This window comes from Hymenobacter volaticus (assembly GCF_022921055.1).
GTDB lineage: Bacteria > Bacteroidota > Bacteroidia > Cytophagales > Hymenobacteraceae > Hymenobacter > Hymenobacter volaticus.
The window spans coordinates 62272-80087 of the sequence record NZ_CP095063.1 but is presented as its reverse complement, the minus strand read 5'-3'; the positions used below and the strand labels follow the sequence as shown (position 1 = coordinate 80087).

The 17816-nt window shown below is 55.4% G+C and carries 18 protein-coding genes and 1 pseudogene; 6 read left to right on the top strand and 13 right to left on the bottom strand.

The annotated features are described in order from the left end of the window. Positions 1-189: 189 nt before the first annotated feature. The 8 genes and pseudogenes from MUN86_RS24745 to MUN86_RS31385 form a co-directional block, all read right to left on the bottom strand. Entirely contained in the window at positions 190-1224 is a 1035-nt protein-coding gene (locus tag MUN86_RS24745) for a glycoside hydrolase family 43 protein (protein ID WP_245126575.1), read from the bottom strand. Between the two features lie 302 nt (positions 1225-1526). Continuing rightward, the gene (locus MUN86_RS24740) at positions 1527-2432 is read right to left on the bottom strand and encodes a helix-turn-helix domain-containing protein (protein ID WP_245126574.1); all 906 of its coding nucleotides are present in this window, start codon (positions 2430-2432) and stop codon (positions 1527-1529) included. A 5-nt stretch (positions 2433-2437) separates the two neighbouring features. Further along, complete coding sequence (locus MUN86_RS31965) at positions 2438-2884, bottom strand: zinc-binding dehydrogenase (RefSeq protein WP_311182375.1); 447 nt, start codon at positions 2882-2884, stop codon at positions 2438-2440. Positions 2885-2928: 44 nt separating this feature from the next. Then, positions 2929-3402 carry an NADP-dependent oxidoreductase gene (locus MUN86_RS31960; protein ID WP_311182355.1) on the bottom strand — a complete coding sequence of 158 codons (474 nt, stop codon included), beginning with the start codon at positions 3400-3402 and terminating at the stop codon, positions 2929-2931. Positions 3403-3526: 124 nt separating this feature from the next. Continuing rightward, positions 3527-4285 carry an SDR family oxidoreductase gene (locus MUN86_RS24730; protein WP_245126572.1) on the bottom strand — a complete coding sequence of 253 codons (759 nt, stop codon included), beginning with the start codon at positions 4283-4285 and terminating at the stop codon, positions 3527-3529. Between the two features lie 66 nt (positions 4286-4351). Further along, positions 4352-5067, bottom strand: a pseudogene (locus MUN86_RS24725) (SDR family oxidoreductase). 136 nt (positions 5068-5203) lie between these two features. Continuing rightward, positions 5204-6199, bottom strand: coding sequence for a helix-turn-helix domain-containing protein (locus tag MUN86_RS24720; RefSeq protein ID WP_245126570.1), 996 nt, complete (start codon positions 6197-6199; stop codon positions 5204-5206). A gap of 643 nt (positions 6200-6842) precedes the next feature. Then, positions 6843-6974 carry a hypothetical protein gene (locus MUN86_RS31385; RefSeq protein ID WP_280640662.1) on the bottom strand — a complete coding sequence of 44 codons (132 nt, stop codon included), beginning with the start codon at positions 6972-6974 and terminating at the stop codon, positions 6843-6845. Positions 6975-7108: 134 nt separating this feature from the next. Here MUN86_RS31385 and MUN86_RS24715 point away from each other — a divergent pair, with 134 nt between their 5' ends. Together MUN86_RS24715 and MUN86_RS24710 are read left to right on the top strand one after the other, a co-directional pair. Then, positions 7109-7420 (top strand): hypothetical protein, encoded by a 312-nt coding sequence (locus MUN86_RS24715; protein ID WP_245126568.1) that lies wholly within the window; start codon positions 7109-7111, stop codon positions 7418-7420. A gap of 331 nt (positions 7421-7751) precedes the next feature. Continuing rightward, entirely contained in the window at positions 7752-8234 is a 483-nt protein-coding gene (locus MUN86_RS24710) for a hypothetical protein (protein ID WP_245126566.1), read from the top strand. A gap of 190 nt (positions 8235-8424) precedes the next feature. Here MUN86_RS24710 and MUN86_RS24705 read toward each other — a convergent pair whose 3' ends face one another. Both MUN86_RS24705 and MUN86_RS24700 read right to left on the bottom strand, forming a co-directional pair. After that, complete coding sequence (locus MUN86_RS24705) at positions 8425-9033, bottom strand: DUF6134 family protein (protein WP_245126564.1); 609 nt, start codon at positions 9031-9033, stop codon at positions 8425-8427. A gap of 63 nt (positions 9034-9096) precedes the next feature. Next, on the bottom strand, positions 9097-9828 hold the full coding sequence (locus MUN86_RS24700) for a DUF547 domain-containing protein (RefSeq protein WP_245126699.1): 732 nt from the start codon (positions 9826-9828) through the stop codon (positions 9097-9099). Positions 9829-10128: 300 nt separating this feature from the next. On the opposite strand from MUN86_RS24700, the gene MUN86_RS24695 reads away from it, so the two are divergent. The 4 genes from MUN86_RS24695 to arsS all read left to right on the top strand — a co-directional run bounded on the left by MUN86_RS24695 (position 10129) and on the right by arsS (position 13867). Beyond that, a complete protein-coding gene (locus MUN86_RS24695) occupies positions 10129-10821 on the top strand; it encodes a TIGR04283 family arsenosugar biosynthesis glycosyltransferase (protein ID WP_245126562.1) in 693 nt (230 codons plus the stop codon). After that, positions 10821-11810: an NAD-dependent epimerase/dehydratase family protein gene (locus MUN86_RS24690; RefSeq protein WP_245126560.1), complete on the top strand. Its 990-nt coding sequence runs from the start codon at positions 10821-10823 to the stop codon at positions 11808-11810. Before MUN86_RS24695 ends, MUN86_RS24690 begins: the two co-directional genes overlap by 1 nt. After that, positions 11803-12693, top strand: a complete 891-nt coding sequence (locus tag MUN86_RS24685; RefSeq protein ID WP_245126558.1) for an SDR family oxidoreductase — start codon at positions 11803-11805, stop codon at positions 12691-12693. Before MUN86_RS24690 ends, MUN86_RS24685 begins: the two co-directional genes overlap by 8 nt. Positions 12694-12817: 124 nt before the next feature. Next, positions 12818-13867, top strand: a complete 1050-nt coding sequence (arsS, locus tag MUN86_RS24680; RefSeq protein ID WP_245126556.1) for an arsenosugar biosynthesis radical SAM (seleno)protein ArsS — start codon at positions 12818-12820, stop codon at positions 13865-13867. Positions 13868-13961: 94 nt separating this feature from the next. Here the strand turns inward: arsS and MUN86_RS24675 are convergent, their stop codons facing one another. The 3 genes from MUN86_RS24675 to xylA form a co-directional block, all read right to left on the bottom strand. Next, a complete protein-coding gene (locus MUN86_RS24675) occupies positions 13962-15014 on the bottom strand; it encodes a LacI family DNA-binding transcriptional regulator (protein WP_245126554.1) in 1053 nt (350 codons plus the stop codon). A 323-nt stretch (positions 15015-15337) separates the two neighbouring features. Further along, on the bottom strand, positions 15338-16330 hold the full coding sequence (locus tag MUN86_RS24670; protein ID WP_245126552.1) for a substrate-binding domain-containing protein: 993 nt from the start codon (positions 16328-16330) through the stop codon (positions 15338-15340). A gap of 119 nt (positions 16331-16449) precedes the next feature. Then, entirely contained in the window at positions 16450-17778 is a 1329-nt protein-coding gene (gene xylA, locus MUN86_RS24665; RefSeq protein ID WP_245126550.1) for a xylose isomerase, read from the bottom strand. Positions 17779-17816 lie beyond the last annotated feature (38 nt).

The following is a 17816-nucleotide window of genomic DNA, read 5'->3' as shown; positions in this document are numbered from 1 at the left end:
AACAGATGCACAACCCAATTATGTTCTTTCAGGGCAGGGCTGAGGGATGATTTTGACAGTTAACCCAAATGTGGTAAGCATCGGCCACTTAGTCCCAATGGGGATTAGTGTTTGTTAAGCGGGCCGAATATCAGGTTTTCAATCCCATATGCTTGGGTTCTATTCAACCTCAGACGGCGATTTCGTCGCTTACTCGCCTGAAGGCTTGGGTAGACGCTGCGTCAGTGGTACCGGCGTCCCGAAGTTGGGCGTGCCATTGGAATTCCAGGTGAATTGCTGCATACGAGAACTGCGGTCTTCACACTTTCCATCGGCCGCCGATTTGGCGTGGTAAACTATCCAGTCTTGGCGCCCATCCGGCGACTTGGTGAAGCAATTGTGCCCGGTGCCCCACACGCTCTGTGGGGCCGAAAACTGGAAGACGGGAGTTGCCGCTTTTATCCAGGAGCTTGGCTTGAGTGGGTCACTGCCCTTTTGTGCCGTGAGCATGCCCAAGCAATACTTGTCATCCCAACAGGCACTAGCCGAATAAACCACGAACAGTTGGCCTTGCTGTCCACGCAGAAACTCGGGTCCTTCCAAGATCTGGCGGCCACCGCCCTTTTCCCAGGCGAGCGTGGGTTGAGCAATGACAACTTCCTGGCCGGCGCTCAATGCCCAGGGGGTTTGCATGGGCGCAATTGCGAGCACGCTCTGCGGCCCTACATAGGCCGAGTACAGAAAATAGCGCTGGCCGCCCTGTTCGAATACGGAGCCATCGAGGCCGGGGTAACGGGTATTGACCTTGCCCCGGTCGGTCCAGGTGCCGGTTGTAGGGTCGGGGCTAGAGTTTTCCAGCACGAACACGTACCGGCTTTGGTCGCCCGGATTTGCCCGGTCGGTGGCTGTGTAGTACAGATACCACTTGCCGTCGAGAAAATGTAGTTCCGGGGCCCAAAGCTGTGTGGAGTTGGGGCCGGTGGCGGGCGGCGTCCACACGACAGTGGCCGGCGCCGTGCGCACTTCACTCAAGGCTTTAGTTTTCCAAAGGGTGATGTTCTTACCCGTTGTGTTGGTGTAGTAATAGAAGCCACCGTGCTGCGTCACCCACGGATCGGGCCCCTCATCGCGCAAGGGATTTGTGAAGGTGCGGGCAGGTTGGGGCTGAGCCGAGGCGACGGGAAGCAGACCAGCGAGTAGCGCCACCCCGACCAGCACAGCGCGAAGAAGAGAGCAGACGTTCATAGAGTGGGATACAGATGGTTGACTAGCGCAGAGCGGTAAGTTCATGAATTCTCCCCAAGGAAGAGGAAACGTAAGGGGTTTCCTCTTCCTATGCCTAAGAGTGCCGTTGTATTCCACTGCTTTACACCAAGGAAACCTTTGACTCGCCGTACACTGATTTATCTGGCGGCTGTCGTGTGACAAATAGGGACAGATTAAAAGGAGTTTCAGCCAGCCGCAATTAATTAAAGAAATCCTGCGTGAGCTACAGTCTCAACTGCCTTACTGGTAGCACAGCCTTATAGTCAGGGTTTGTCTTTTCGTTAATTAAAAGAAGTTCTAAATTCCACTGGCGACAGCTTCGTTTTGGTTTTGAACAGCTTGCTAAAGGAAGGCAAATGTTCGAAGCCTAGCTCGTAGGCAATTTCGCTGACGGTCAGGGTAGTAGTTGCTAATTTTTCTTTGGCTTTCGCAATCAGCTTCGCGTGAATGTGCTGCTGGGTGTTTTGCCCGGTCAGTACGCGCAGCAAGGTACTTAAGTACTTAGGTGACAGATGCAGTTGCTCGGCCACGTAGCGCACGCTAGGCAAGCCTCTTTCCGCCAAATCGGGACTGTTGAAATACGCATCTAGAAGGGTTTCTACCTGCTCGAGTGCTTGGTGGTTGGTTTTTTCCCGCGTGATGAACTGGCGATGATAAAATCGGTCGGCATAATTCAACAAACTCTCCACGTGCGAAGTGATAATCTGCTTGCTAAACCGGTCGATAGTTGACTGATATTCTTGATCAATAGCCTGAATAATGGTCGTGATAATTGCCTCTTCCTTGGCCGAAAGAAACAAGGCCTCACTGAGCGAATAATCCCAAAATTCGTATTGCTTGATGGTTTTGGCCAGCGGCGTATTCCAGATGAAATCAGGATGGATGTATAGCACCCACCCTGATTTTTCTACCGCTTCGTCTTTGTTGGCAACCGCTATACTAAACACTTGGCTAGGCGCCATAAAAGACATGATGCCTTCCTTGAAATCAAACGAATGCTGCCCATACTTGATGTTGACATTACGCATTCGTTTGACTGAAATGGAATAAAAATCCAGCAGCATGGTAGTCGGCTCCTCCTCGCTCGGCGGCACGGCTCCCACATCGACTACGCTAAAGAGCGGATGCTGCGGCTTGGGCAGCCGCGCAAACGCATGAAATTCGCTTATCGTTTTAAAATGCCGCATCCTGGCTAGCCTTCTTGTTTTACTTCCAGTATCAACTTGCCTCGCACGTGCCAGGTTTCACTTTCGCGGTGGGCAGCTACCACTTGGTCTAGCGGAAACACTTGGCTGATAAGCACTTTTACTTTGTTGGCCTCCATGAGCTGGGTTATTTCGGCTAACCAGTCCTGCCGGGGTTGGTTGGCCACCAGTTCGCCCGTGGCGCCTTTCTGGGCCAGGGCCGCCAGCACTTCCTCGCTAAACGGAAAATCAACATTGACGCTTACCAGGACGCCTCCTTCTTTCAGGACGGTCACGGATTTCAGGCGTTCCTCGTTGTCGCGCAGGGGTGAAGCGTCAAACACCATGTCCACGTCGCGCACCACTTCATCGAACGGTTGGGCCCGATAATCGAGTACTTCATCGGCTCCCAACTCCTTCAGAAAATCTAGGTTGCCAGCCGAGGCGCTGCCGATAACATAGGCCCCTTTCGCTTTGGCGAACTGTACGGCAAGGCTCCCTACGCCCCCGAAGCCCCTTTAATCAAAACGCGTTGTCCGGGCTGGAACTTACCGTGCCCGAAGAGGCCAGTCCAGGCGGTGAGGCCGGCCAGCGGTACCCCCGCTGCCTCATTGAAGCTGATGTTTTTGGGCTTCAAAGCAAATTGACTGGCTTTGGCCGCGCAATACTCGGCGTAGCTGCCATCGCCCGGAAAATTAGGAACCCCATACACGGCATCACCTTTTTGAAAGCCAGTTACGTCGCTCCCTACTTCCTCCACAATGCCGGCCGCATCCCATCCAAGGGTGAGGGGTAGCTTTAGGAAGGACCTCAGTGCGTCGTTGCCGCCTTGCCGGACTACCCAATCGACTGGGTTTACGCCACTGGCATACACTTGGACTAAAATCTCATCGGGCGCCGGCACTGGGCGCGTGATGTCTTCTACTTGCAGGACCTCGGGTCCGCCAAAGGCATGAATTCTGACCGCTTTCATAAGAAGTTGTGTTCTTCGTTGTTGACGGTACAAAGGTCACTGCTTAGCGAAAGGCAGGTTTATTCAAAAGGCGCTTTGGTTTAGTTGAAAGGACGCAGAGTAGCAGGTAAGTAAAGTGACTTCGCTATTGCGTAGCCCCGCCGTTCGCTAGTAGGTGCTGCCCATTGACAAAAGAAGATAAGTCGCTCGCAAAAAATTCGGCCAGGTTAGCTACGTCTTCCACGCTGCCCAGGCGGCCCATCGGACAGCTATCGATGAGCGACTTGCGCAACTCGGGGTGGGCCTCCGGGTCGGCGAAGATGCCGGAGTGGTCGATGGCAAATGGAATCAACGAATTCACGGTAACTCCCCGGTGCCCAATTTCTTTCGCTAACACATCGACTAGGTAGCGCGGCGTTGTTTTGCTGCCACCGTACACGGCCATACCAGGCACCGGAAATACCGTGGTGCTGGAAGCCACGTAGATAATGCGGCCGTTATCGGTTACGTGCTTGGCGGCTTGCTGCAGCGTGAAGTAGCTGCCTTTGGCATTGAGGGTAAACACCTGATCGAACTGCGCCTCTGTAAACTCGGTAACTGGAGTTTCCACTAGCTCCATGCCGGCGTTGGCTACTACGATGTCAAGTTTGCCGAAATTGGCCAGCGCTTCCGCAAACAGCCGCTCGATGTCCGCCACTTTGGAAACATCGGCTTGGATGGCAACGGCCCGTTGTCCTAGGCCGGTAATGGTTTCAACGACCGAGTCGGCCCCGGCTTTGCTTTTGGCGTAGTGCACTACCACATCTGCGCCCAGCGACGCATACCGCTCGGCAATTGCCTTGCCCAGACCACTGGATGAGCCCGTGATGAGCGCTACTTTTCCGGTTAAAGAAATGGTTGACATATCTGACAATGAAAAGAGTATAAAACGAGGAAGGAGTCGGTAAACAAAATCTCCCAGACTAGTAGCTCAAGCAAAGCCGCCGTTGGCGCCTATATTCTGGCCGGTTACCCAGCTACTGTCGTCGCTGGCCAGCAACAGCACCACGCGGGCAATGTCATCGGGCTCGCCGATGCGGTTGAAGGCGGCCATGGCGCCTAGGCTGTCGATAACTTCCTGCGGCTTACCCTTGGTGAAGAGCTCGGTATTGACCGGGCCCGGCGAGACAGAATTGACGCGGATGCGCCGACTCCCCATTTCTTTAGCGAAAACTCGCGTCAGCTGCTCCACGGCTCCTTTGCTGGCGCAGTAGAGTGCGTAGGTCGGCAGCATCAGCCGCGTGACCGAACTAGAGAAGTTGATGATGCTGCCGCCGTCACTGAGTTGGGTAGCGGCCTCGCGCAGGGTGTTGAATACGCCCTTGACGTTGATGTCCATCGTGCGCTGGAAATCCTCGTCGCTCGTGTCCTGCAAGGGACTTAGCGTCATAATACCGGCGTTGTTTACCAGCACGTCGAGGCGCCCAAAATGGGCGAGGGCCTTGGCGAATAAGCGTTTCACGTCGGCTGGCTGACTGATATCGGCCTGCACGGCTACGGCCTGCCCCCCGCTTGTTCGATGGTTGCTACTACGGCGAGGGCCTCGGTCTGATTGCCGGCGTAGTTTACAATTACCTTGGCCCCGGCCTGCGCGGCAGCTTGGGCAATAGCGGCCCCAATACCCCGCGAAGAACCAGTGACCAGCATCACTTTGTCCGTTAAGTTTACCACAAAGACTTGCGTTTAGAAGTGGAGCAGAAAATGCTGCCCAGTTGCTAAACGCGGCCCTTATTGTCGCAGTTTAACGGTTTATTGCTATTTGCTGCCGGATTATTGCCTTCTTTTAGGTGTCGTTTCGGGGCGCCCGTTCTTCGGCCTTGCGCTTTTGGGTGAGCCGCAGTGGGAGCTGCTTGGTATGGCGGACGAAGAGCTGCGTGAAATGCGCGTGGTTGGTGTACCCTACCGCAAAGGCAACCTGCTTTACGCTTAGACCGGAGTGCCGCAGCAACTCACTGGCCCGCTCCATCCGCTGGCGAATTACAAACTGATTGGGGGACAAACCTGTGGTGCGCTTGAACACCCGGCAAAAGTGGTACGAGCTTAGAAACACCAGGGCCGCCAAGTCTTCCAGCCGAATAACTTCCCCTATTTGGTCTTGTACAAAGTCACGTATCTGCTGCACCTGCTTGCTCGTTAGCTTGCCCCGGTGGTCGGGCAGTTCGTGCACGAAAACACAATGCTGGCGCAGCAGTTGAGCCGCCAGCAACTGGGTGGCTGTTTCCGCAAATAGCCGGTCGGATTCCGGGGCATTATTTGCTTGCTGAGCCAGCGCGCAGCCTACCTGGTAGAGCAGCGGATCGGGGATAGCGCAGCCTTCGGCTAGCTCTACGCGGGCGGAATTAAGGCCGGCTGCGTCGGCCGTGCGGGACAGCAACTCAAGCGGGAGGTAAAGATGGGCCGTGCGCACCGGGTCAGCGGTGAGCGTCGACCAGTGCATCTGGTATGGTAAGTGGTTAGGAGTAGTGAGCTTTACGGTACCCGCCTGCGAGGTATACGCAAGCTCGCGCCCGCCGCTGTGCACGTGCATGCGCATGGTACCCGAGAGCAGCAACAGCAGGCGTAATTGGCTAGGAGGCCCGAGCTGTACCGGTGTCACGCAAGCGGGTTCGGCAAAAAGCTGGACCGTCAACTCAGGCCATCGTTGCTCGCGCAGCAGTTGGGTTTCGGTAACTACGTCAGCCTCCGGCCCCGTAGGTGATGACGTAGTCTGGTGCTTCTGGCTGGGGCGTGCCAATTGCGTGTCGTACCGTAGGGTATTGTTGTTGCCGGAAAGAGACATAGACGAGGGAAGCCCTGTTGTAGCGGCGCCGTACAACGAGGGCGTCGGCTACAAATTAGAACCAAAAATGAAATAGCCTCGAGCTGCAAGCCTAAATCTGGCCTGATGAGATACTTAGCAGTCTAAGCGGCCCGTCGTCCGCCATGCTAAACATAGGTTTCCGCGTCGCGGCTACCGTTACCAGTAGCAAGAAGGCTAGTACCCTAGGTTCCAGCAAGGTAATTACTGCGTCAGCTAGTAAAAGCAGCTTCATTAGGTTAAAGCGTTTGATATCGAGTCTAGGAGGGAGTAGAGTACTAAGGGCTTTATAAGACTAATTAGCCTTCAGAAAGAGAGATAAACTGAATAAGATTCAGTGCTATCACTGATGCGTGTAATCTTGGAAACGAGTTGTTTGATGCGGATCACAAGCCCAAAATCTTGTTCAACCTCTCACTATAAAAACGCCATGATGCCAGCCGCAACCTTCCTGGTAAGATCAGGTGAACACCTGCTCATTGAAATTAGATTGGATGACCAAAACGACAACATTTCTGGTGTAGGGAATGGGGTTCCAGAGCTAGTTAACGAGAATAATCGTGACCAACTTGGAGGGAGCACAGTAGCAGTTGCTTCAGGCGAAGAGTCTCTTGTTCTAGGTAGCTTATTTGGCATCAAGCAGGATGGTAGTGCGAACCTTGGTGGCAGCCCATGGCGAGAGAATCCGCACAGAATACTGGCGTTCAACGCCGATACGAGGGTTATTGGCTTCGAGGATCAGGGGAAGGCTCTTCATTAGTAAAGGCTTCAACGCTTCTGTCTGATTCAGCTTAGGTACCCGTTAACTTGTAATTCTATACGCGTTAGCCATTCAGCTGACTTCTCAAGCCTGTATCTTGTTACCTTGCCAGCGAACAAGATATTTCAGTTATGGGTCAGACTCTAAACAAAGTGCCACTCGCCGAGAAGCTACCCGATTCCCGCACGGCCCATTTGCAGCCCATTATCGATTTTCTAAAAGCGCAAGGCAATGATTCGGCCACCAACGACGAATTCAGTTATAACCGAGATGGCTACGGCGAGTACTTGTTTCACCAGCCTTTAGACGTGGCGGCGCTGCGCGAACGATTTATTTTCCCTGACTCTGTACAGGTAAGCGCCAACGCGGTGTTTGACAACCGTAATTTCGTGGCTATTGGCCAGGTTCCCGCTCCAAGCCAGCCCCTTACTTTTAATTTGTAAGCGTGGCCTCGTCCATTTCAGCAGTTGCTGATCCGGCTCACCAAGCGTTTTTGGATTAAGACACCAAGGTCTACCTCGGCGTCGAACTACTGCTTTGCAAGCCTAGTCCCTTATGCTAAGCGGCGAGGCATGATAGAGTTACGAGCCGAAGTAATAGCACACCGGATAGCGTACGTTGTGGTGCTACTGTGCCTCAGCGACGCCGTTTTCAGTTCTGCAAAGCCAGTTTAAACTAGTACATCTGATTAACCAGCAAAAGCTATATAAGATGGTTTTTTTGCCAAAATAGTTAGTGCTAGCTATTTTAGCTAAAACATTCACTTGGTTGGCAATGGCTGTCAGAAGAAAAAATCCGCAAACTCTCGTCTTAGATCCCACTGTAGAAGTGGAAACAGATGGCGTTGATACCCTGGCTTACGGACGCGAAGAGACCAGCGAAACAACTGATGACGTAGCAGCGGCTCTGTGCCCGACCTGTGGCGAACTGCTTGCTTGGCACGAAGAGGCGTGCAGCGTTTCAGCCACGGTTGAAGCGAATAAGCCTTCAATAGGCGAACCGGAAGGAGTCGGGCAAATAAGCCCAAGTTGGGCGCCTTCGCCATTCACATATGCACTTGGCCAGCCGGTACAGCCCGTCCCGGCGAGTCGGGCGGGCCGGGTGATTTGGCGCGGACAAGTGAAAGAGCGTCATCCCCGCACGGGGCTGCTGCACCGTGTCAACGTGTACCGGCTCGACAACGGTTTTTGGGATTGTTACTTTGAAGTCGAACTACAGGCCGTCGGTGAGCCTAGCGCCCCAGAAATGGCAGCCTAGCATCGCAAAGCTGAAAGTCCTAAAGCCGGCAACCAATAGCAGGGTAAAAGCGAAATGGTCTTTCAAAGGAAAGCTGCTAGGGGGAAGATGTATCATCTTAGCTAACAACCTGAAGCGCTACTGGTAGGCCGTACAAAGGCATCGTCTATCAATCTTACCTTAACGCGTCTACACAGCAGGTAAGCCCGACTTAGGGGAGCAGCCGGATAATAAAGTTTTTCAGTGGATTTTTCTTGATGATAGTAATCAACTGCCCATTCGTGTAGCGGTACTCGTCTTCCCGCCCGTCGCGCAAGGCCCGATACGTACCGGAGGCAGTAAGGCTAAGGGTAAAATAGTCGCCGAAGTACTCGGCGAAAGCCCGGGATTGTCGAACGGGCTCGTTGAAAAACTGGTCAGTGACGGTGTAGGTGATCGGCTGCGACTCGGTGGCGCGGTAATGGTGTTTGTATTGGTCGGCCACAATCTCGTAGTGATTAGCTTTCCACTCAGTGCGCGAGGCGAAGTCGCCTTGGTTGGTGTGGGCTTCTACAGTGGAAAGGAGCAGCTGCCCACCCCGAAAGCGGTTAACAACTTGGTAATAGATTTTTAAGTGGTAGAGCAAGAAATTCACTTGCACGTCACTAGTGAGAGTGGTTACCACCTCACCGCTCGCTCCCTGTTGGCGGGTGGCAGTCATAGTACCCACCCGCAGACCAGCCACTTCAATAGCGTAGCGCCGGGTTTGCGGGGTTGGTTGATTTTGAGCTCGGAGCTCTTTGGTAGAGGCGCTCAATAGGGCATCAATGAATAAGACCAAGCGCAACCAAGCCAGTGGCGCCCTCATTGGTTGTAAGGGGCAGCTTGGCGCCCCCAAGTGGTACTATTGCTCATTCAAGCTCCAATTGTAGTCGAGGTAGCTGATTTTAGCCGTGTTGTCGAGCTTGGTGGCCGCGTACTTATTCACCCACCCAACAACCGTTTGGTTGTTAGCCGTCCAGTCGCCCTTGTACCAGTCGAAGTACTTGGAGAGCTGGGCACTGGTTTTGCCGGGCTTATTTTTGGCGGGGTTACGCAGAAAGTCGCGACCCTGCTCGTCGAGTTGGCTGTCGAGCTTGGCGGCGGTGTAGGCCTCGTTGCGCAGCCGCGGGCACGAAAGGGAAGCGCACACTAGCGCGAAATGGATGCGGGGGTCATTGTACTGCTTGCGCAAGGTGCCATGCTCGATGTTATCCAAGCTCATCTTGGTGCCCCCAATCGTAAAGAACTTGGCCGCCCAAGGCGTGGTCACAAACGGAATCTGAATCTTAGTGCCAATGTCCTTGATGCTCTGCACAGGGTAATGGTCGAGGATCAAGCGAATGGTGTAGGCATTGTAGGCGTTGATCCAATAAGCCATCTGCTCGGCCTTGCTCCAACTAGCGGCGGGCGGGTTTTTGCTTAGCAAGGCCAGATACTGATTGAAAGCAGCCTGGTCGGTTTTCCAGGCTTTGTAGTCAACCAGGCCCTGGGCATTAACATATTTTTTTAAAAGCTTATCGAAGGCAGAATGGTCTATCGGGGCCGCGACGGTGGCAGTGGTTGGGTGCGGTGCGGCCAGCGTTGGCCGCACCATAATCGGTCCGGTTGCCGAAACCGCCGTAACCAAACACGCGAAATAGAAAGTGGAAATCTTCATAGTTGAACTAGTTGAAAAGCATATACGGGCGCGGCGACTAGAAAAGATTGTAGCCGGCCAATCTTTGGGTTATAGACATTTCTTAAGGTTAAGAAATCTTCTCGTGCCTGCTGCTGCACTAGGGTATACTGTTGGGCTTAGCTGGGTCTGCTTCTTCTATTGCCGAAGCTTTTTAAGCCTACATGCTTTGTGATGTGACAAAAACCAGGAACTTGGGCTTTTCTATCTTACTGCCTTATGAAGGTTAGCGTTATTATTCCTACCTACAACGAAGCCGCCAGTATTGCGGGTTTGATCCAGCAGCTACGTCATTACGACACAACTGGTGCGGTGGAAGTGCTGGTCGTGGATGCAGGCAGTGCCGACAACACTGTAGAGCTGGCCCGGTTAGCTGGTGCTACCGTGTTGCGGGCTCCCAAGCCCGGCCGCGCGGCTCAGATGAACTACGGGGCCCGCCAAGCCAGCGGCGACATTCTTTATTTCGTGCACGCCGATGTAGGCATCCATCCCGAGTACGTAACCACCATTCAGCAAGCCGTCGCGCAGGGCTACGAGGCGGGTTGTTACCGCTTTCGGTTTGATTCCAAGCATCCGCTGCTGCGGCTCAACAGCTTCGGAACCCGGTTTCGGGGTATCATGAGCCGCGGCGGCGACCAAACCTTGTTTATAACCCGCGACTTGTTTCAGCGCCTCCAGGGCTTCGATGAATACTACGTCATTATGGAAGACTTCGACATCATTCAACGCATTCGTCGGCAGGCTCGCTTCCTAATTGTGCCCCAGGACGTGGTGGTGTCGGCTCGAAAGTACGAGACCAACAGCTGGCTGCGGGTGCAAGTAGCCAACTTAACGGCCTTCTCCTTGTTTTTCCTTCGGGTGGCGCCTTCCCGCATTGCTAGCACCTACAAGGCCATGCTCAACTACCGCTGATGCCCAAAGTTCTCGTTACCGGTGCCGGCGGCTTCCTAGGGCATCATCTTGTCGAGCACTTGCTGCGGCGCGGCTACCAGGTCCGGGCCTTGGTGCGCTCCGCAACCCGGCTTTCACCACTGGCACTGCCTGAGGAGGTGGAAGTAGTGGAAGGCGACCTCCGCCAACCGGCAAGCGTAGCGGGCCTAGCCGACAACTGCACGGCTGTCATTCATGCCGCCGCCTTGGCCCAAGTAAATCCGGCCCGCGACCCTGCGGTGTGGGCCGTCAACCTGGGGGGCACCGAAACTATGCTTCGCCTAGCTCGTCGGGCCGGGGTGAGTCGCTTTGTATACGTGGGCACGGCCAACGTTTTCGGCTTCGGCACCCGCGAGCAGCCCGGTGACGAAACCCGGCCCTACGCCGGGCGCTCCTACGGCCTCGACTATATGGACAGCAAGCGGGCCGCCACCGACCTAGTGCTACGCGCCGTAGCTCAGGAGCAAGTACCCGCGGTGCTGGTGCACCCCACCTTCATGCTCGGACCGGGCGACGCCAAGCCTACATCCAACGCCTTACTGCTCGAACTCTACCGCGGTCAGTTACCAGGCTACCCCGTCGGTGGCAAAAATTACGTGCACGTGCGGGATGTAGCCGAAGCTACCGTTAATGCGCTCACGCAGGGCCGAATCGGTGAATCCTACATTCTAGGGCATCAGAACCTGAGTTACCGCGAAGCTTTTGCGTTGATGTCTCAAGTGTTGGGCGTGCGGAGCCCACGCTGGCCGGTGCCGGCGGCTTTAGCTCTACTCTACGGCCGCGTCTGCGAGCTGAAAACTCGTGTAACGGGCCGGCCCAGCCAGCTGAACTCAGCTATGACGGCCGTGGCCAACGATGGACACTATTTCTCGGTGCAGAAAGCTTGCGCCGAGCTGGCTATGCCCCAAACTAACCTAGAAACCGCCGTTGCCGATGCGTTTCGCTGGTTTAAAGCCCACCACTATGCGTGATGCTGCCTTCTTTGAAGCGCCTGTGCCCGCCACCGCGCGGGTTGTGGCGCGCCCGCGGGCTAACGCGCAAACTGGCTACTTTGCCGGGCTAGTGGCCCTTGTCACGGGTTCAGAGTCGGGAATTGGGCGCGAAACGGCTCGGTGCCTGTGCCAGCAGGGGGCGGCCGTGGTGCTTAACGGTCGCAACGCCGAGCAACTAAGCCAAACTCGCCAGGAATTTGAGGCGGCTGGCTACGCGGTGGTTAGCTGCGTGGCCGATGTAACCGACTACGCGGCCTGCGAGGCACTGATTGCTACCGCTATTCAAGCTTTTGGGCAACTCGATATTCTAATCACCAACGCCAGCATTTCCCAGCGGGCCTATTTCGCCGACATGGCCCCCGACGTGTTTCGGCAGGTGCTCGACAGCAACGTGTATGGCACAGTGTACCCGCTCAAGGCCGCCCTGCCTTACCTGACGCGCACCCGGGGCAGCGTCACGTTTATCTCGTCGATTTCGGCGCTTAATGGCATGCCCAGTGGCTCAGCCTACTGTGCCGGCAAAGCCGCCGTAGCCAACCTAGCTCACACCCTGCGGCTGGAGTTGGCCCATACTGGTATTCACTTCGGCGTGGTGCACATTGGCTTCACCCAGAACGACCCCAACAAGCGCGTGCTCGATGCCGCCGGGCTACCCGTGCCCATTGCCCACCGCCCACCGCGCTGGCAAAAGTCGCAGACGGAAGTGGCCCGCATTATTCTGCGCCATATTCGGCGGCGGCGGCAGCGGACGGTTATTTCTGCCTTAGGTCAACTCATCGTGCTCGTGCACACGTATTTCCCACGGCTCGGCGACTGGATCGTGCTAACCACTATTCGCCGCCTGCGGCATTTCTACGAATGAGTAGGGAACCTAAATCGGTGCGCGTCTCCTTCTCGTATGTCTGCTGGTTTGTTAGTATGCTTCAATTCTCTGTACCCCGGACCGTCCTTGCCACCCAGCCCCGACTGTTTTTGATTTCTATCTGATGACAAAATCCCTCAAGTCAAGCGGCAATGATCTGGCCGACTCCGCTTTTCAACTCACGGTGCTGCGCCGAGAAGTGGCCGACACGTTGCACCTGCCGCTGTTTCACGAGAAACTAAGTGCAGCTAACTTGTTTCCCTTGACCCCAGTGGCGCCCGCCGTGCTGCAAATCAACGTGGGCAAGATGTGCAATCAGGTGTGCCGTCACTGCCACGTCGATGCGGGTCCCGACCGCAAAGAAATCATGACCCGCGAAACCATGCAGCTTTGCTTGGATGCGCTGGCCCAAACCGATATTCCAACGGTGGATCTGACGGGCGGGGCACCGGAAATGAACCCCAACTTTCGCTGGTTTGTAGAGCAGATCCGTCAGCTCGGGCGTCACGTTATCGTGCGCTGCAACTTGACCATCATCGTCGCCAACAAAAAGTACTACGACCTGCCCGAATTCTTCAAGCAGCACGGGGTAGAAGTAGTAAGCTCGCTGCCCTTTTACAGTGCCGAAAAAACTGACCGGCAGCGCGGTGACGGGGTGTTTGAAGATTCAGTGCGGGCCCTGAACATGCTTAACGCCGTCGGTTACGGACAGCCCGGGTCGGGTTTGATACTGAACCTAGTGTACAACCCCGCCGGCGCCTTTTTGCCGGGCGGGCAGAAGGGGTTGCAGGACCAGTTCAAGCGGGTGTTGCTCAAGGATTTCGGTATCGTCTTCAACGAACTGTTTGCCATCACCAACATTCCGGTGAGCCGCTACTTGGATTACTTAATTGAGTCGGGCAACTACGCCGGCTACATGGAAAAGCTAGTCAACGCCTTCAATCCCGCGGCCGCGGCAGGGGTGATGTGCCGCTCCACGATTTCGGTGGGCTGGGACGGTAGCCTCTACGACTGCGACTTCAACCAGATGCTGGACCTGTACGTGTCCGGGCCAGTGCAACACATCCGCGACTTCGACGTGAAAACCCTGAGTGAGCGGTCAGTGGTAGTAAATCAGCACTGCTACGGCTGCACGGCCGGAGCGGGGTCTAGTTGCGGCGGCACCGTGGCGTAGCGGCCTGCAGTTACTGACTTCAGGTTTTGTTGCTTTCTATGTGGTGGGGCTTGCAACTCTTATGGTTGCCTAACTTAACTAGCCGGCTGGTACGCTATTCGTGTTGGTTGGCTGTTAACTGCCCGTGCAGTGAAGAGTCCCGAACCACGAGTTTGGGCTTGAGCACTACTTTTTGCCCAGTGAAGAAGTCAGTACGCTTAAGTAGTTGTAGCACGAGCTGAACGGCGGCCTTGCCCATAAGCTTGCCCCGCTGATCAACCGAGGTCAGGCGAGGCTTTACCATGGCTGTAAAAGGCTCGTTGCTGAAGCCCACCAGCGCAATATCTTCGGGTACGCGGACGCCTTGCTCTTCTAATAGCTGCAGGGCACCCCCGGCCGGGAAATCATAGGCCGAGAACACTGCATCGGGCCGCTCCGGAAGCTGCAGAAGCTGCTGCATAGCGGCCCGGCCTGCGGCTGTGCTCGAGCCATTTAGATAAACAACCAAATTCTCGTCGTAGGGCAGCCCGTGGGCTAGCAGGGCGTCATGGAAGGCCCGGAACCGATTGTAAGTGGTGTTAATTATTTGCGGTCCGGCCAAGTGCGCAATCCGGCGGCAGCCCTGCTCAATCAGGTGCTCCATGACTTGGTATGCCCCGCGATAGTCGTCGACAACCACCCCGCACACGTCGGGCATACTGGGCATCCGGTCAAAAAATACCAGGGGAGTGCCGTGGCTGCGTACCCGCTCGAAGTGGGCGTACTCGCGAGTGGTGTTGGACATGGAAACCATGATGCCGTCGACCTGGGCCTTGAGCAGAGTTCGCACGTGCTTTCTTTCGCGCTCGACATCTTCCGTCGATTGGCAAATCATGACGTTGAAACCGGCTTGGCTGGCCCCTTCCTCGATGCCATGCACGACAGCCGGGAAAAAGGCGCCATTGATGTGAGGCACAATTACGCCGAGCACATTGCTGCGCCCCCGGCGCAGGGCCGCCGCCAAATCGTTGGGCTGGTAGTTCAGCTTTTCCACCAGCGCCCTAACCTGCGCCTTGGTGGTTTCACTTACGTCAACGGCGTTGTTGAGCGCCCGCGAAACCGTGGATTTCGCCAGTCCCAGCTCTTTTGCAAGATCGGCAATAGAAATGCGCTTGTTTGCCTTGGCCATGAAAAAGCAAAAGAAGATCAGGTAGAAGCAGGTATTTAACCAACGCAGCAGTTGAACACGCAAGATAAGTAAGCTTGCCTAACAACGACAGCAGTGCTTAGGACTCATAAGGCGGAATTAATCTATCAGAGGGAAATCAAACATCATCTTGTAAATTTCAACAACCGAAACGGCAGCCAGATTGTGGCCGTTGTTGAAGATGTAGCAGAAAACAGAGAAGGCGGCTATACTAAGCCGCCTTCTCTGTTTTCTGCTATTCAAACGTCCTGGGGCTGCTGACAAACCCGTTCAGCATGTGCCGGCGAATCAAGCGAGGAAATGCTTTAACCAACTTGACCCAGCATATGGTCGGGTCCAAGTTGGGTGTTCAAGGGGATGGTTTGCCTTCCCGAGAGTGAGTTATGCTTACTCGGGAGCGAATGCACCACGTCTAGTTGCCAGCCTTGGTACTCCTTGATGGAAAGCTCGCGTTCCGTACCTTCTCTCTCCCTCGACAACACGGGCTGGTTGGTCGCAATGGCATGTAGGAGAAGGCGGGCCGCTTCTTCGCCCGTAACGTAGGTGAACTGCTCGGTAGCGGTGGGCGCTGAATCAATTGCCATAGCCGTTTTCTGCGCCGGGAAGCCAACCACTTTAACATCCTTGGGAATCGCTCGACCTAGGTTGCGGCAGGCCTCATAACTGCTGGCAACAGCGCTTTCAGTGGCTGCCACAATGCCGTCGATATAGAGCCGGTTCTGCAGCAAGTACTGAATTTGGGCAACATCTTTCGCTTGGTCGCTTTTGGCAATTAGCACCGAGTCATCGTGAAACAGCAGTCCAGAGTCCGTCAGTGCGTCGCGGTAGCCCTGCAAGCGACGGCGGCCGCTCACCAGGTTTTGCGGCAAAGCCACATGCACAATGTGGCGACAGCCCATCTGCACAAGATGGCTGGTTGCTCGGTAGCTGCCCTCGTAGTCGTCGGTTGAAGCTTTCGCGGTTTCCAACTCTTCGTACACATCGTCGAAAAACAAGATGGGCAAGTTGCGCTCCTGCAATTCCCGTAGCTGCGCTAAAGCGCCCTGCTCCGCGGCCGCCGACACCAGCACCCCGTCCACACGGCCACTAGCCAGCAAGCGTTCAACCACTAATACTGGCTGGCTAACCTCGGAAGTAAGGTACACCAGCACCTGGTAGTGGTGACAGCGGGCCATTTCTTCGATGCCCTTCAAGGCCAACGAGAAGAAATGATTGGGCACTTCCGGAATAAAAACCGCCAAAGTTTTGCTTTCGCTTGGGCTCAGATGGCCGGCGGGCGAATCGAGTTTGTGATGCAAGGGACGGGCTAGATTACACATCGGGTCCAGTGAAAGCGACGGAGTGGGATAGGATTTGTTGAATTCACACGAAACAGAAACGCGGGCAGGTCGACCTCGTGGGCTAGCTTCTTAACTGCTTAGATAAAGCGGTTGAGCAGGTTTTCCAGGTACTCCTGGCGGCCACTGAGAGTAGCAGGCTCCCCGTTTTCGGCGGCGTAGTCGCGCAGTTGTTCCAAGGTAAGTTGGCCCTGCTCGAAGGCATGGCCGGCACCCGCATCGAAGGAGGCGTAGCGCTGCTGGCGGATCTGGCGGTAGTCTGATTTCTGCAGGATGTTGTCGGCCGTAAGCAAGGCACGGGCGAAGATGTCCATGCCGCCGACATGGGCGTGAAACAAGTCCTGCACGTCGGTGGAGTTGCGGCGGATCTTGGCGTCGAAGTTAATGCCCCCGCCTTGCAGCCCTCCCGCTTCTAAGATCACCAGCATGGCTTCGGTCAGCTCGTAGATGTCGTTGGGAAACTGGTCGGTGTCCCAGCCGTTCTGGTAGTCGCCGCGATTGGCATCGATGGAGCCAAGTAAGCCCGCGTCGGCGGCCACTTGCAACTCGTGCTGGAAGGTGTGACCAGCCAGCGTGGCGTGGTTGACTTCCAAATTCAGCTTGAAGTCGTCGAGCAGGTCGTACTGGCGCAAAAAGCCGATGACCGTGGCTGCGTCATAGTCGTACTGGTGCTTGGTGGGCTCCATGGGTTTAGGCTCGATAAAGAACGTGCCCGTGAAACCTTGGCGTCGGGCGTAGTCTTTGGCCGTGTGCAAGAAGCGCGCAAAGTGCTCCTGTTCGCGCTTCATGTTGGTATTAAGCAAGGTCATGTAGCCTTCGCGGCCACCCCAGAACACGTAATTCTCACCGCCCAGCGCGATAGTAGCATCCAAGGCGGCTTTCACTTGCGCTGCTCCGTGCGTAAGCACGTGGAAGTCGGGGTTGGTGCTGGCCCCGTTCATATAGCGACGATGCGAGAATAGGTTGGCCGTACCCCAAAGCAGCTTGATACCAGTTTCCTGCTGCTTCTGCTGGGCGTAGGCCACCATGGTTTGCAGGCGCCGCTCGTTGTCAGCTACATCGTTGGTGTAGTCGACCACATCCACGTCGTGGAAGCAGTAATAGGGCAAGCTCAGCTTGCTCATAAACTCGAAGGCGGCGTCCATCTTGGCCTTGGCGCGCGTGATGGGGTCAGCTGCCTGGTCCCAAGGGAAGAGGTGGGTGGCTTCACCGAACGGGTCGGCCCCCGAGCCGTTGAACGAGTGCCAATAGGCCCCGGCAAAGCGCAGCCATTCTTTCATGGGCTTGCCGGCAACCACCCGGCTTTCGTCGTACCAGCGAAAAGCCAGCGGGTTATCACTTTCTAATCCCTCGAACTTGATCTGGGGGATGGCGCTAAACAGCGTATTTTGGGTTACAACGGAACTCATAATCGTAAACGGAAAGTGGAGTAGGCAAACAAGGAGGA

What these genes read in the sequence shown, in the direction of transcription:
- MUN86_RS24745 (WP_245126575.1), bottom strand. Translation starts at nt 1,224, where the DNA reads ATGAACGTCTGCTCTCTTCTTCGCGCTGTGCTGGTCGGGGTGGCGCTA.
- MUN86_RS24740 (WP_245126574.1), bottom strand. Translation starts at nt 2,432, where the DNA reads ATGCGGCATTTTAAAACGATAAGCGAATTTCATGCGTTTGCGCGGCTG.
- MUN86_RS31960 (WP_311182355.1), bottom strand. Translation starts at nt 3,402, where the DNA reads ATGAAAGCGGTCAGAATTCATGCCTTTGGCGGACCCGAGGTCCTGCAA.
- MUN86_RS24730 (WP_245126572.1), bottom strand. Translation starts at nt 4,285, where the DNA reads ATGTCAACCATTTCTTTAACCGGAAAAGTAGCGCTCATCACGGGCTCA.
- MUN86_RS24720 (WP_245126570.1), bottom strand. Translation starts at nt 6,199, where the DNA reads ATGTCTCTTTCCGGCAACAACAATACCCTACGGTACGACACGCAATTG.
- MUN86_RS31385 (WP_280640662.1), bottom strand. Translation starts at nt 6,974, where the DNA reads ATGAAGAGCCTTCCCCTGATCCTCGAAGCCAATAACCCTCGTATCGGC.
- MUN86_RS24715 (WP_245126568.1), top strand. Translation starts at nt 7,109, where the DNA reads ATGGGTCAGACTCTAAACAAAGTGCCACTCGCCGAGAAGCTACCCGAT.
- MUN86_RS24710 (WP_245126566.1), top strand. Translation starts at nt 7,752, where the DNA reads ATGGCTGTCAGAAGAAAAAATCCGCAAACTCTCGTCTTAGATCCCACT.
- MUN86_RS24700 (WP_245126699.1), bottom strand. Translation starts at nt 9,828, where the DNA reads ATGGTGCGGCCAACGCTGGCCGCACCGCACCCAACCACTGCCACCGTC.
- MUN86_RS24695 (WP_245126562.1), top strand. Translation starts at nt 10,129, where the DNA reads ATGAAGGTTAGCGTTATTATTCCTACCTACAACGAAGCCGCCAGTATT.
- MUN86_RS24690 (WP_245126560.1), top strand. Translation starts at nt 10,821, where the DNA reads ATGCCCAAAGTTCTCGTTACCGGTGCCGGCGGCTTCCTAGGGCATCAT.
- MUN86_RS24685 (WP_245126558.1), top strand. Translation starts at nt 11,803, where the DNA reads ATGCGTGATGCTGCCTTCTTTGAAGCGCCTGTGCCCGCCACCGCGCGG.
- arsS (WP_245126556.1), top strand. Translation starts at nt 12,818, where the DNA reads ATGACAAAATCCCTCAAGTCAAGCGGCAATGATCTGGCCGACTCCGCT.
- MUN86_RS24675 (WP_245126554.1), bottom strand. Translation starts at nt 15,014, where the DNA reads ATGGCCAAGGCAAACAAGCGCATTTCTATTGCCGATCTTGCAAAAGAG.
- xylA (WP_245126550.1), bottom strand. Translation starts at nt 17,778, where the DNA reads ATGAGTTCCGTTGTAACCCAAAATACGCTGTTTAGCGCCATCCCCCAG.